The sequence below is a fragment of the Methylosinus sp. KRF6 genome (assembly GCF_018887255.1).
In the GTDB taxonomy this organism is placed as follows: Bacteria; Pseudomonadota; Alphaproteobacteria; order Rhizobiales; family Beijerinckiaceae; genus Methylosinus; species Methylosinus sporium.
In genome coordinates this window covers 1-13058 of the sequence record NZ_JAHLJF010000018.1, presented here as the reverse complement: position 1 = coordinate 13058, position 13058 = coordinate 1, and the positions used below count along the sequence as shown (strand labels likewise).

At 62.8% G+C, this 13058-nt stretch carries 10 protein-coding genes and 1 pseudogene; 3 read left to right on the top strand and 8 right to left on the bottom strand.

Annotated elements, in window-relative coordinates; translation table 11 throughout:
- Nucleotides 1-32 precede the first annotated feature (32 nt).
- The 3 genes from KP010_RS21975 to KP010_RS21965 are packed head-to-tail and all read right to left on the bottom strand — an operon-like array spanning nt 33 to nt 2284.
- On the bottom strand, nt 33-740 hold the full coding sequence (locus tag KP010_RS21975) for a recombinase family protein (protein WP_305799966.1): 708 nt from the start codon (nt 738-740) through the stop codon (nt 33-35).
- Nucleotides 741-743: 3 nt separating this feature from the next.
- A complete protein-coding gene (locus tag KP010_RS21970) occupies nt 744-1628 on the bottom strand; it encodes a nucleotidyl transferase AbiEii/AbiGii toxin family protein (RefSeq protein ID WP_371824255.1) in 885 nt (294 codons plus the stop codon).
- 32 nt (nt 1629-1660) lie between these two features.
- The gene (locus tag KP010_RS21965; RefSeq protein ID WP_207783543.1) at nt 1661-2284 is read right to left on the bottom strand and encodes a type IV toxin-antitoxin system AbiEi family antitoxin domain-containing protein; all 624 of its coding nucleotides are present in this window, start codon (nt 2282-2284) and stop codon (nt 1661-1663) included.
- Between the two features lie 326 nt (nt 2285-2610).
- Between KP010_RS21965 and KP010_RS21960 the strand changes: the two genes are divergently transcribed.
- On the top strand, nt 2611-2808 hold the full coding sequence (locus tag KP010_RS21960) for a hypothetical protein (protein WP_253203983.1): 198 nt from the start codon (nt 2611-2613) through the stop codon (nt 2806-2808).
- Between the two features lie 15 nt (nt 2809-2823).
- On the opposite strand, the pseudogene KP010_RS21955 reads toward KP010_RS21960, so the two are convergent.
- From KP010_RS21955 to KP010_RS21935, 5 genes and pseudogenes are all read right to left on the bottom strand, one after another.
- Nucleotides 2824-3381 (bottom strand): annotated as a pseudogene (locus tag KP010_RS21955) (hypothetical protein); the annotation flags it as partial.
- A 164-nt stretch (nt 3382-3545) separates the two neighbouring features.
- Nucleotides 3546-5357, bottom strand: coding sequence for an ABC transporter ATP-binding protein (locus KP010_RS21950; RefSeq protein ID WP_253203982.1), 1812 nt, complete (start codon nt 5355-5357; stop codon nt 3546-3548).
- A gap of 42 nt (nt 5358-5399) precedes the next feature.
- Nucleotides 5400-6500, bottom strand: coding sequence for an ATP-binding protein (locus tag KP010_RS21945; protein WP_216281795.1), 1101 nt, complete (start codon nt 6498-6500; stop codon nt 5400-5402).
- The gene (locus tag KP010_RS21940; protein WP_216281793.1) at nt 6497-7183 is read right to left on the bottom strand and encodes a response regulator; all 687 of its coding nucleotides are present in this window, start codon (nt 7181-7183) and stop codon (nt 6497-6499) included. The genes KP010_RS21945 and KP010_RS21940 overlap by 4 nt, the downstream gene beginning before the upstream one ends.
- An 82-nt stretch (nt 7184-7265) precedes the next feature.
- Nucleotides 7266-8297, bottom strand: a complete 1032-nt coding sequence (locus KP010_RS21935) for a DUF535 family protein (RefSeq protein WP_216281792.1) — start codon at nt 8295-8297, stop codon at nt 7266-7268.
- Nucleotides 8298-8544: 247 nt separating this feature from the next.
- On the opposite strand from KP010_RS21935, the gene KP010_RS21930 reads away from it, so the two are divergent.
- Both KP010_RS21930 and KP010_RS21925 read left to right on the top strand, forming a co-directional pair.
- On the top strand, nt 8545-9738 hold the full coding sequence (locus KP010_RS21930; RefSeq protein ID WP_216281790.1) for an efflux RND transporter periplasmic adaptor subunit: 1194 nt from the start codon (nt 8545-8547) through the stop codon (nt 9736-9738).
- 8 nt (nt 9739-9746) lie between these two features.
- Nucleotides 9747-12845 carry an efflux RND transporter permease subunit gene (locus tag KP010_RS21925; RefSeq protein WP_216281800.1) on the top strand — a complete coding sequence of 1033 codons (3099 nt, stop codon included), beginning with the start codon at nt 9747-9749 and terminating at the stop codon, nt 12843-12845.
- The last annotated feature ends 213 nt before the right edge of the window (nt 12846-13058 follow it).

The following is a 13058-nucleotide window of genomic DNA, read 5'->3' as shown; positions in this document are numbered from 1 at the left end:
CCGCGATTCTCATCCTGATTGACGCTGGACTCTCACCTTGATTGTCGCGCGGCACAGGGCTCGATCAATCCCTCGGCGACGAAACATTTGACCGCGCGCTTGAGGCGCTCGACGGTCCATTGGGGCAGGGGAGCGCCGCTGACGCCATCGCGCTTGGCGTTGAGCACGCGCACGACATCCTGCCAGCGGTGATCCGGGCGCATTTGCCGGACGACCGGCAACCAATGTTCGGCCGTTCGATTGACGCGCTCGAAATAATTCGCCGCCTTGGCGTCGACGATGCGCTGGATGGCGTCGCGGTCGCCGGCGCGCAGTTTTGGGTTGCCGCCGATGCGGCCGCGCTTCTTGGCGGCGCGCAGGCCGTCCTTGGTGCGCTCGCGGATCAGGGCGCGCTCCAACTCGGCCACGGCGCCGAGAACCTGCAGGGCGAACCGGCCCTGCGGGGTCGTGGTGTCGATGGGATCGGCGAGCGATTTGAAATGCGCGCCCTTGGCGTCGAGCTCGGCGATCAGGGCGAGGAGATGCGACAGCGAGCGGGCCAAACGATCGAGCCGCGCGACGACCAGCACGTCGCCGCGGCGCACCCGCGAAAGGGCCTTGGCGAGTTCCGGCCGCGAGGCTTTCGCCCCCGACATATGCTCGCGAAAAATCTCGACGCAGCCGGCCGCCTTCAGCACATCGGTCTGCGCGTCCGTGACCTGATCCTCGGTCGAGACGCGGGCGTAGCCGATCAGGGGCATGGGTCAATCTCCCCAAGGCCCGCCGACTGGCCATTTTCCAAGACTGGTCTGTCCGTCAGCGGCGGACAGAAAGACCGGCATCAGAAATGCGGCGATCGACGGGATAATTTGGTTCAGCGGCCCCCGCGCCATCGCGACCTCGGTGCGCCGAAGGAAGGCCTGCCACTGCGTTTGCTTCACCGGATCCGTGGCGAACGCCTCTGAAAGTCCGAATGGAATTTCGGTCGGCGGCGTCGTTCCGCGGCGCTCGAATGTCGCGCGTATGGCTTTGGTCAGCACCACCCCATCGAACGCGAAGGTCCGACTGATCGCCCAGAGATCGTAGAAATCCTTCATCCTGCTGTTGGCCACGCCGAGCGATACGAGAGCCTCGAGTTTTTCCGCGACAACAGTCTCTGGCGGGTAGGCCTTGAGTTTCGGCGCTGGCATTCCGATCAGCGACGGATACTCGATCTCCTGCGGGGCAGGGATGACGGCGTCGCCGAACCCGATGTCCACCTGGATCGGCAGCCGAGCATTGGCGATCGAGGCGTCGAATAAAATCCGTACGCCTGCATATTCGTCTTGTGATCGGGTCGGCTCGGCGCGCAAAGTGTCGGGTCGGAAGGCGACGCCGTCTTCGACGACTTCGACCTGAAGAATTGCTCGAAAGACGGAGATCAATTGTTCGAGCTCGGGGTTGCCTGTCCCGAGAAGATCGAGATCGCCGGTAGCGCGATAAGGCGTCGGCGCCCACAGGCTGAAGAGCATAGCGCCCTTCAGGATGAACCGTTCTCGATGCTGCGAAGCGCTCAGTCGATACAGGAGCCTTTCGATCGCGTAGCGGGTCAGGATCAGCTGAACATTCTCGCCGGCGGCCCGCGCACGCTGGGTCAGCCGGTCTCGCACCGAGGCCGGGAGATTTTTGAGCGGCTCTCGGGTCACGAAAGCGCCTCCAGATAGGGTCGCATGACATTCTGGACGCGATCAATGGCGGCATAACGCCAGATTTCGTCGCGCGTGGCCCGCTTTTTCGTCATGCAGTCCCGTAGCGCCTCGATAGCCACGTCGAGGCCGATTTTGCCGCGATACTTGAAACAATCGGCGACCGTTTTCGCGGGCGATGTAATGGGGACAACCACCCGATCGACGAGCTGCTGCTCGACTCCGGCTTTCAGCGACTCACCGCTGGCGCGAAGAATCTTCAATGTGACGGGCGGTCGCCTCGGCGACCATGCCTTTGATGGCAGGAGCATCCAGACCTGGGGCGGAAGCTGGGTCGTCAGCTCATGGAACTGCAGGGCCGACAGCAGTCCGATGACCCCGGAAGGAACGGATTTGGCGGCCTCGGCGAGACTGTGATGTGCGCTGATTTGGCCGTCTGCGAGTGCGTAGAGGCCACGTCCCGGTTGCGTGAGCAGTCCCTCGTCTCGGAGGCGTTGAAGGTAGATACGCGGGATTCCGGCGGCTTCGAAATCCCGCGAACGCGCAATCCCACGGTCGCGAGCGACGGCGAGAGCGAGTTCCTTCAGGTTTTTGGCCTGGATCGCGGGCATCTGTTGCATTTGTCAGGTTGATATCACGAAACGCCTAGAGTTTGCAACATATATTGCAGAATTTGATGACATCACAAATCGGTCGTTTGGAAACGCATCCGAAGGCCGATGTTCGCCGCCGTGGCATTGCTGGCGAGCCTCGAAAGGCCGGAAAAATAGCGCTTTTCGTCAATTTGCGGACCGAAAGCCCGCCTTCGGAGCCGTTCCGAGGGTTGCTTTCGGTCGGCCGCGCCGACGCATTTCGATGCGGTCGGCGAAAGAGAAAATAGTATCATCTATAACTCAAGCTAAAATCGAGGTCGATTGATAATGGTCTTGATTCGCGTGGAATTGAAATGGGGTTAGATCTTCCCGGATCTGTTTCATTCGAGCGCCTGCAGGCGCCCTTCGAGAGCGCGTCGGACGCCCTCGCCCTCGCGCGCTTCGACGCGCGGCTTCGCTCCAGTCCCGTCGCCGAAGCGTTCGTTCTTCGCGCGCATTTCCACCACGCCTGCGCCGCCTTGTGGCGCGCAGGCGAATTCGTGCAGATCTAGGATCTCGTCCTTACATCACGCCGGGAGGGACACGCTCGCACGCGGCGGCATCGCCGACACATGTCCACTGCAAGCGTCGATGGCGAGTGCCGGGCGTCGGTCGCGCGATAGCGACAGCCCCGCGAGAAGAGGAGACTGCGCGGCGAGTCTGCGAGACACGAACTCGGTGAAGAGCCGCACCCGCTTCGTCTTGCGTGTCTCCCCCTGAATGAGAAGCCAAACCGGTCCATACAGGTGTAGGTCGGTACCTGGCACCCTCTCCAATAGGGAATCGGCGTCTCCGACGAAACACGGCAGTTTGGTGATGCCGATCCCTTGCCTTGCCGCAGCGATCTGCGCGTCGGCGTCCGGCGTCCTGAACGGAACCCCGGTCGCACGAACCTCGCCCTCGTCGGCCCAGTCCGGAACTCCATGACCGCCGATGACGATGGGCCGGATGGGATCCGGCGCGCCCGCACGCCACGCGGCAAGTCGAGCGCGGGACATATAAACGCCTGCGAACAGCTCCGGACCCTTCAGGCCATGAAGATTGAGCGGCAGGGTCGTGCGATCGGAGACAATGCGGATCGCAACGGCAGGCTTTTCGATCGAACAAGTGGCGTTGATCATCGGCTATCGAGCCTGGAAGATGCTTCGTCGATATACGCATCTCCAGGCGGAGCAGTTGTATGCTCGAAAGAGCGGGATGGCGGCTTGAATCCAGTGCGTGCATGAGAAGCAAAGGCTCTGCAGAGGTGTCACGCGTCTTGCCGATCGAGATGCGACCGCATCACCAGCTCCGAATAGGTTCGTCCTTGCGAAACGAGTTCGTCATGCGTGCCGCGTTCGACGATCCGGCCCTTCTGCAAAACGATGATTTGATCGGCCTGCCGCACTGTCGAGAGGCGGTGGGCGATCGTGATGGTCGTGCGTCCCTGCGATAGCGCAGCCAGCGCGGACGCCATGGCGTGCTCCGTCTTGGCGTCGAGGACGCTGGTCGCTTCGTCGAGCAGCAGGATCGGCGGATCGCGGAGAATGACGCGCGCGAGCGCCAGCCTTTGCTTCTCGCCCCCGGAAAAGCGATAGCCTCTCTCCCCGACCAGCGTCTCATAACGGTCGGGCAAGGCCATGATCGTCTCGTGGATCTGCGCGACGTGCGCGGCCCTCGCGAGCTGATCATCGGACGCCTCCAAACAGCCGAAGCGCAGATTCTCGGCGACGGTTGCATGGAGCAGATAGGGCTCCTGCGTCACGACGCCGAGCATGTCGGCGAGCGTCTCGAAACGAAGCGCGCGAATATCGACGCCGTCGAAGGAGATGACGCCTGCGTCCACGTCATAGAGTCGCGCGAGGAGATAGCCGAGCGTGGTCTTTCCAGAACCGGTCGCGCCGACAATGGCGACATGGCCTCCGGCCGGAATGTCGATGGAGACATCGCGCAGAGCGGGAGTCGCGGCGCCCGGATAGAAAAAGGAGACATTGTCTACCCGGACCGCGCCGCGCATGTCGGCCCGGTCGAGCGCGACCATGTCGGCGCGCTGCGTGATCTCGACCGGTCTGTCGAGATAAGCGAAAATCCGCGCGAAGAGCGCGCGGGTCGTTCGCATCTCCCGCGCGATTTCCAAAAGCTGCTCGAGCGGCCACAACAATTGCTCCTGCAGCGCGATCATTGCGACGAGCGTGCCGATTGTGATCGGCGTGTCGACTCGCATCAGCAGTCCGCCGACCAGCAGCGTCAGCGCGGGAAGCACGGAGAGCGCGAGGTTGATGAGCGCCCATTGCCATTCGCCCGCCGTATGCGCGCGAGCTTCGAGCTTCGCCACCTCTCCGGAGAGGCGCGAGAAGCGATGCGACAAATGCTCGCCGCGGTTCATCGTTCTGGCGAGGATCACGCCGGAGATCGAAAGCGTCTCCTGTATTGCCGACGACATGTCGGCGATGCGCTCTTGCTGCTCGAAAAGCAGCTTTTCGCGCATTCGCGCGACCCGATTGCTGATCGCCACCGTTCCGGGAACGATCAGAAAGACGAAGAGAGCCAACCGCCATTCGAGCAGCAGGATCGCCGCGGCGGTCATGACCACTGTGGCCGTAGACCGCGCTAGATCGTTCGCGCTGGTGGTCACGAGCGATTGCAGCCCGGAAATATCGCTGGCGATGCGCGACTGAATCTCTCCCGCGCGCGTCGCCGTGAAGAAGGCGAGAGACAAGGATTGAAGGTGCGAATAGACCCTCACCCGCAGATCATGCATGATTGCTTGCCCGATCCTGACCGACAATATCACCTGCGCCGTGCCGAGGCAGGTCGATAGGACCGCGACGAGCAGCAGGCTGACCACCAGCGCGATGAGCTGATGCAGATCGGAACGGGGCAGAGCCTCGTCAATGATTGCGCGCAAGAGAAAAGGCGACGATATGCCCGCGCCCGCGCCGAGGAGCATCAGGGAGGCGACAATTGCGATCTTGGCGCGGTAAGGCCTGAACAGCTCGAGAACGCGGCGCAGAGACACATGCGTTGCAGCGACTTTCTCGTAATCGCTATTGGGCCGGTCCATTGCAGGTGTGGCGGTCATTCGATTGTCCATGTTCGTTCGATCAGCGTCATGGCGGCGCCGTTATTCGGCCGGCGCGTCGCCGCCGATGCGATCGCGCGCTCGGGCGAGCGGCAGAACGATCTCGAAGATCGCGCCGCCGGCGGTGGCGGAGGCTCTGTATTGCGCGCGGCCGTGATGCGCCTCCGCTATGGCGCGCACCACGGAGAGGCCGAGGCCCGCGCCGCCATGTCGACGCGAGCGTGAGGCTTCCGCCCGGCTGAATGTGTCGAACGCATGGGGCGCGAAGTCGGGAGCGAGGCCCGGCCCCTGATCCTCGACGGCAATCACGAGTTCGTCCTCCTCCACTCGCGTCGAAACGCGCAAGAGCCCCGGCGTCGCGTAGCGCTTTGCATTCTCGAGAAGCGCGAGCAGCGCCTGCCGCAATCGAACGCCGTCGCAGGCCAGAACGATTCGGCGGGTATCGAGCTCAATCGTGAAGCCGGCCTCTACGAGAGCGGGTCGCATGGCGTCGACGGCCTGCCGAATCTCCTGCTCGAGATCGGTCGGCTCGAAACGCATCTCCAGCCGCCGACTCTCCGACAATGTGACGATGCGCAAATCGTCGACGAGACGCGACAAGCCCTCCACTTGCGACAGGAGGTTTCGGAACAATTCGTCGCTCGGCGCGAACACGCCGTCGGCAAGGCCGTGCAGCCGCCCCCGTAGAATCGTCAATGGCGTCCTGAGCTCATGCGCGATCGCCGCGTTCCAGGAGGCCATCGCCGCGACGCTATCCTCGAGGCGTTGCGCCATCGCATTGAAGTCATCCACCAGTCGAGCCGTTTCACCCAGCGATCTGTCGCCAGGCGAGGCCCGCGCCGTGAGATCGCCGGCGGCGATCCTGCGCGCGCCTTCGGCGAGCGAATTGAGAGGAACGAGAATCCGCTTCGTCAAGCGAAGCGCAGCGAAGATCGCGATGACGAGAGCAACGAGCAGCAGGACCGCGATCAGCACGAAGTCCGGCGCCTCGGGAAGAAGTGGCAGGGGACCGGGCGGCGGCGGGTAGTAGGTCAGATAGATGCCGTAGAAGGTGAAGGAGCCGACGAAAACGATCATCACCGCGACGGCGACGACAGCGCTCATCGACAGCGTGATCTGTCGGCTCAAGCGATGGCGGCTCATGGCGCCGCCAGCCGATAGCCGACGCCGCGCACGACATGCATCAGGCCGGTCGCGCCGGCCCCGTCGAGCTTACGGCGCAGATTGCTCACATGACTGTCGACGGTCCGCTCGAGCGCGTCGGCGCCGGGCAGGCAGGCGTCGACCAGCTCGCCGCGACTGAACGTCCGCGAGGGCGATTTCGCCATATGCGCGAGGAGCCGGAATTCTGTCAACGTCAGAGTCAGCGATGTCGCCGTATCGCCACATCGCAACGTGACGAGATAGGCTTCCAGGTCGATCTCGAGCTTGCCAATGCGCAGGACGGGGCTGTCGGCGCGCGCATTGGTTCGCCGCAGAACCGCTTTGGCGCGCGCGACGATTTCCGCCGGATTGAACGGCTTCACCACATAATCGTCTGCGCCGAGACGCAGCCCCTGAAGCCGTTCGATGTCCTCATCGAGCGCGGTGATCACGATGACCGGCGTGTCGCCGCGACGCCGCAATTCCGTCAGCATCTCCCAGCCGTCGACATTCGGCATGTTCACATCCAGAAGGACGAGGTCAGGTTTCAATATGGCATGTTGATCGAGAGCAATCCGACCATCTGCTGCACTTACGGTTCGGAATCCTTCCCTCGCCAAATAGGCTTCCAGAATCGCGGTGATTTCCGGTTCGTCGTCGGCGATGAGAACGAGTTCGTTCATTGTCGAGCTCTCGGCGGCTTGCTGTTTGGGCTTACATCGGTCATCGCAGATCGGACAATGTCGTCCCGCGGAATGACTTTGGTCACCCGCGTCGACATATGGTTGAATTTCCGGCTGTTAAAAATGATCCTGAAGATCCCGCAAAGAAATGGGCCTGCGGTGATATTTGACCGATAACCTGAAAGTTTTTATCTGCCGGTATCGAGGGGGTGTCACGAATGTCGATATCCAGGCATAGTTTTTCCATGAAAAGTCGACCCACTAACTCGTCGATATGCGCCCGCTGCTCTTCACGTCGCTTGCTCTGCGATTTCGCCGCTAATCTCACGGGTATTACGAAGCCCTCGCGTGCGGGTAGTCCGCCGCGTTCGAGCCAAAACGCGTCGTAATCGGCACGCATCCGCCGGCGTTGCCACCAGGCGTCGGCATTGATCGAATGAGTGTCATTCGATACGGCGTGGATTCGCTGCGCTCCTATGGCTCGGGCGAAGGTCGCCATCGCCAGGAAGACAGCCATTTTGGGACGCAGCCCCCAGAGAGCCCGCGTCGCTTTCACGATTCTCACTTTGGTATCCGGGCCGCAATGCGACGATGGTCCTTGCAATCCTCCGATCAGAACGCAGGGCGCTCCATCATCTTCCTTGCCGAGCACAAAGGTCAGTTTCGCGAGTTCGAGACCGTCCGCCGCGTCGCTCAATACGAAACTCAGTTCCCCCTCTTTGTGGCAATACTCCGCGGGGCGCAGCGACAGCCGATAAATTTCGCCGTTCTTGCCGCGCAGTAGACCGACATCTACGCTCCATATACCCCAAGAAACGGCGATCAAAGACGGAATAGTGTCGTCAAGTAGGCGATAGTGGTCCATTAAAATCGCCGCGCGCTGAGAGAGTGAGAGATGATAAATGACGTAGTTGAAGAATGGTTTCTTGATCAATTGCGTTGGAGCAGCGCCAAAAGGATATTTATCTTCGATAGACTCCAGAAACGTCAACCATATCGCCGATGCGCGCGTATCCCGCAACGACGACAGGAGGAATACTCCCGCCTGCAATGGCGAATCATTTGCCGTGATCACGCTGACGCGCCGCCACATCGTTTGTATCGATTTCTGCACCACGCCTCCAGACAAACGAATATGCTTCCCAGGCTGCGTCCGCCGTGATGGATCAGCATCAACTATCAGTAACGAAACATACACACAGCAGCAATCATTTGCCCGCTCAGGCTAAGTGGCCTCCACCAAATCTCCATCGAATCTGGACGATCCACGCACAATGACGGCGTAGGTCACGATCGAAGACAGACATCTTTAGCCCCGGCTCCAGCCGAGGCGATCCAGCCAGTTTCTCGAAAGCGCGCCCATGAATTTTCGCCCGACGATCGCCGCCTTCACCGCCGCCGTCGCGCTCACCGGATGCGACTTCGTTTCGAGCGACCGAAGCAAGGCGTCATCTGTGCGGCCCAAGGTCGGCGTCGTCACCTTGCATCCTCGAAATGTCGCCGTCGCCTCCGAGCTGCCCGGCCGCATCGTCGCTTCGCTGGTGGCGGAAGTGCGGCCGCAGGTCGCGGGGATCATTCAGAAACGGCTGTTCCAGGAAGGCGGTGAGGTCGCTGAGGGCGCGCCGCTCTATCAGATCGATCCCGCCCCCTCTCGAGCCGCGTACGACAGCGCCGTCGCCGCCTTGCAGAAGGCCGAGGCCGCCGTGCCCAGCGCTCGAGCCAAGGTCGAGCGCTACCAGGGGCTGATCAAAAAGAACGCCGTCAGCACGCAGGATCTCGAGGAGGCTGTCGCCACTCTGGCCCAGGCGCACGCCGAGGTGGCGACGGCTCAGGCGAATGTCGCTAGCGCGAAGATCAATCTCGACTATACGACGATCAAGGCGCCGATCGGCGGCCGCGCCGATAAATCCTCGCTGACGCAAGGCGCGCTGGTGACGGCCGGTCAGGCCGACACGCTCACCACCATCCGCACGCTCGATCCGATCTATGTCGACCTCACCCGATCGAGCGCCGCCTTGCTCGATCTGAGACGAGCCATCGACGAGGGCCGCATCCGATTGTCGGAGCGCAAAGTCGATGTGAAGCTGAAGCTCGAAAATGGCTGGGTCTATCCGCTGACCGGACGGCTCGAATTCACCGAGGCCAAAGTGAGCCAGACGACCGGGACCGCGACAGTACGGGTAGTTTTCCCCAATCCATCGCGACTGCTTCTGCCGGGAATGTACGCCCGGGCGATCGTCGAGGAAGGCGCCGCGTCCGGCGCGTTTCTCGTCCCTCAGCGCGCGGTCGCCCGCAACGTCAGGGGGCAGGCGACGGCGCTGGTGCTCGGCAAGGACGACAAGATCGAGGAGCGCGCGCTCTCCATCGGCAGGACGGTCGGCAATAATTGGCTGGTCACGGCGGGGCTCGGCGACGGCGACCGCGTGGTTGTCGAAGGCCTGCAGCTCGTGCGCGCCGGGCAGCAGGCAACGGGCGTCGAGCTCGTGATCGACGACGCCACCGGCGAGCTGCGCGAGCGTGAGCCGACGACGACGAAAATCCAGGCGAAAGGCTGACGCGCGTGATCTCCGCATTTTTTATCGTCCGTCCGATCTTCGCCTGCGTGATCGCGATCGTCGTCATGCTCGGCGGCCTGCTGGCGCTCATCGGCCTGCCGGTCTCGCAATATCCGGAGATCGCGCCGCCGACGATCCAGATCACCGCCACCTATCCCGGCGCCGATGCGCGGACGGTCGAGAATTCGGTGACCAAGATCATCGAGCAAGGCATGACCGGCCTCGACCATCTCGACTACATGACCTCGACGTCGACATCGACCGGCCAGGCCGACATCAACCTCGCCTTCACCAACGCCGCCAATCCGGATGTGGCGCAGATGCAGGTGCAGAACAAGCTGCAGCTCGTCACCGCGCTTCTGCCGACCATGGTTCAGTCCAATGGCCTCACCGTCACCAAATCGTCGAACGCCTTTCTGATGGTCGTCGGCTTCGTCTCGACCGACGGCAAGATGACCGGCACGGATCTGTCGGATTACGTCAAGAGCGCGCTCAACGACACGCTGAAGCGGGTCGAAGGCGTCGGCGCCACGCAGCTCTTCGGCGCCGGCTATGCGATGCGCATATGGCTCGATCCGGACAGGCTCGCCGAATATGCGCTGATCCCGAGCGACGTCGCGAGCGCGATTCAAGCGCAGAACGCGCAAGTGTCGGCAGGACAGCTCGGCGGTCTGCCGGCGCGCAGAGGGCAGCAGCTCAACGCCACCGTCACGGCGCAGAGCCGCCTGCAGACGCCGGAACAGTTCCGCGACGTCATCGTGAAAAGCGCGGCCGATGGATCGCTGGTTCGCATCGGCGATGTCGCGACCGTCGAGCTCGGCGCCGAGGATTATGTCAGCGCCTCGACCTACAATGGCGCGCCGGCGACCGGCCTCGCCATTAATCTGGCGACGGGCGCGAATGCGGTCCGAACGGCCGCGGCGGTCAAGGCGGCGATCGATCGGCTCGCGCCGACTTTCCCCGAAGGCGTGAAAGTGGTCTATCCCTACGACACGACGCCTTTCGTCAAAATCTCGATCGAGCAGGTGACGCATACGCTGATCGAGGCGATCGCGCTCGTCTTTCTCGTCATGCTGGCCTTTCTGCACAATATTCGCGCCACGCTCATTCCGACGCTCGCCGTGCCGGTGGTGCTGCTCGGAACTTTCGGCGTTCTGGCGGTCGCTGGATATTCGATCAACACGCTCACCATGTTCGCTATGGTGCTGGCGATCGGACTCCTGGTCGACGACGCCATCGTCGTGGTCGAGAATGTCGAGCGCATCATGCATGAGGAAGGACTGTCGCCGCGCGAGGCGACGGTCAAATCCATGAGCGAGATTACCGGCGCGCTCATCGGCATCACGACGGTCTTGTCCGCGGTCTTCGTGCCGATGGCCTTCTTCGGCGGCTCGGTCGGCGTCATCTATCGCCAGTTCTCGGTCACCATCGTGTCGGCCATGGCGCTGTCGGTCGGCGTCGCGCTGATCCTGACGCCGGCGCTCTGCGCCACAATTCTTCGTCCGCCGAGGCCGGGCGCCGAGAAGGCCGGCTTGTTCCGTTGGTTCGATCGCAACATGGAACGCGGCGTCGACGCCTATCGAGATGGCGCGGCCGCTGTTCTGCGGCGCCCGAGACGTGGATTTGCCGCTCTCGCCGTGATGACGATCGCGGTCGCCGCGCTGTTCACGCGCTTGCCGAGCTCGTTTCTGCCGCAGGAGGATCAGGGCTATCTGATGGTCAGCGTGCAGCTGCCTGTCGGCGCGACCAGCGACCGCACGGAACGCGCGCTCGATCAGGTGACGCGCTATTTCCTCGATCAGGAGGGCAAGGCCGTCGATGGCGTCATGACCGTGAGGGGCTTCGCCTTCAGCGGCCTCGGCCAGAATGTCGGCATGGCGTTCGTCGGCTTGCGCGACTTTTCGGAACGCAAGGCGTCCGACCTGTCGGCGACGGCGGTGACGGAGCGCGCGACGGCCGCGCTTACCGGCATTCGCGACGCGCAGGTCGTCGTGCTGGCGCCGCCCGCGATCGAGGGATTGGGCACGAGCAGCGGCTTCGATTTCTATCTCGAAGATATGACCGGCGCCGGCCACGAAAAGCTCTTGGCCGCGCGAGACCATCTGCTCGCAGACGCCGCGCGAAGCAGGCTCTTGAACGGCGTGCGGCCGAACGGCCAGGACGACACGCCACAATTTGCGATCGAGGTCGACCAGGACAAAGCGAGCGCCCTCGGCGTCGGCCTTTCCGACGTCAACGCCACGCTGTCGACGGCCTGGGGCGGAGCTTATGTGAACGACTTCATCGATCGCGGCCGCGTCAAAAAGGTCTATCTGCAATCGGCGGCCGATTTCCGAATGCAGCCCGACGATCTCGACCGCTGGCATGTCCGAACTGCTTCGGGCGAGATGGCGCCCTTCTCGTCCTTCGCGTCCGGCCGCTGGGCGTTCGGCTCGCCGCGCCTCGAACGCTACAATGGAGCGCCCGCCGTTCAGATGCAGGGCGAGGCCGGAAGCGGCGCCAGCTCCGGCGACGCCATGACGGAGATCGACCGTCTTATCGCCGGACTGCCGCCCGGATTCTCCCATGAGTGGACCAGCCTGTCGCGGCAGGAGCGGCTCTCGGGCAATCAGGCCACTGCACTTTATGCGATCTCCGTCCTCGTCGTCTTCCTGTGCCTCGCCGCGCTCTATGAAAGTTGGACGATCCCACTCGCCGTCATGCTTTGCGCGCCGATCGGCGTGCTCGGCGCGCTCATCGCTGCGCTGATGTTCGGACAGGCCAATGACGTCTATTTCAAGGTCGGCCTGCTGACGACGATCGGTCTCGTCGCCAAGAACGCCATTCTGATCGTCGAATTCGCGATCGACCATCAAAAGGCGGGCATGGATGCGATCGAAGCGACGCTGCTCGCGGCGCGCCAACGGCTGCGCCCGATCGTCATGACGTCCTTCGCCTTCATCCTCGGAGTCGCGCCGCTCGCTTTCGCCGGAGGCGCCGGTTCGGCCGCGCAAAACGCGATCGGCGTCGGCGTCATGGGCGGTATGATCGCGGCCACAGCGCTCGCTATCTTCTTCGTTCCCCTGCTGTTCGTCGCCGTGCGTCGGATCTTCGAGGGCGCGCCCTGACGTCCAGTAATGCGATCGAGCCGAGCGGAGAACATGTCGTCGGGGCACGTCAGGAGGATTTCGATGTTTTCGATCGTGGGGCCCGTGCGCGCGAATTCTGGCCGTTTTTGTCAAGGGCATGGTCGTCGTCAAAACGAGGAAAGGCCGTATCGGAGGCAGCGTTCTTCCGGCGCGGGAGGACGTAGAAAAAAAATGATGATAGGTTATGCGCGC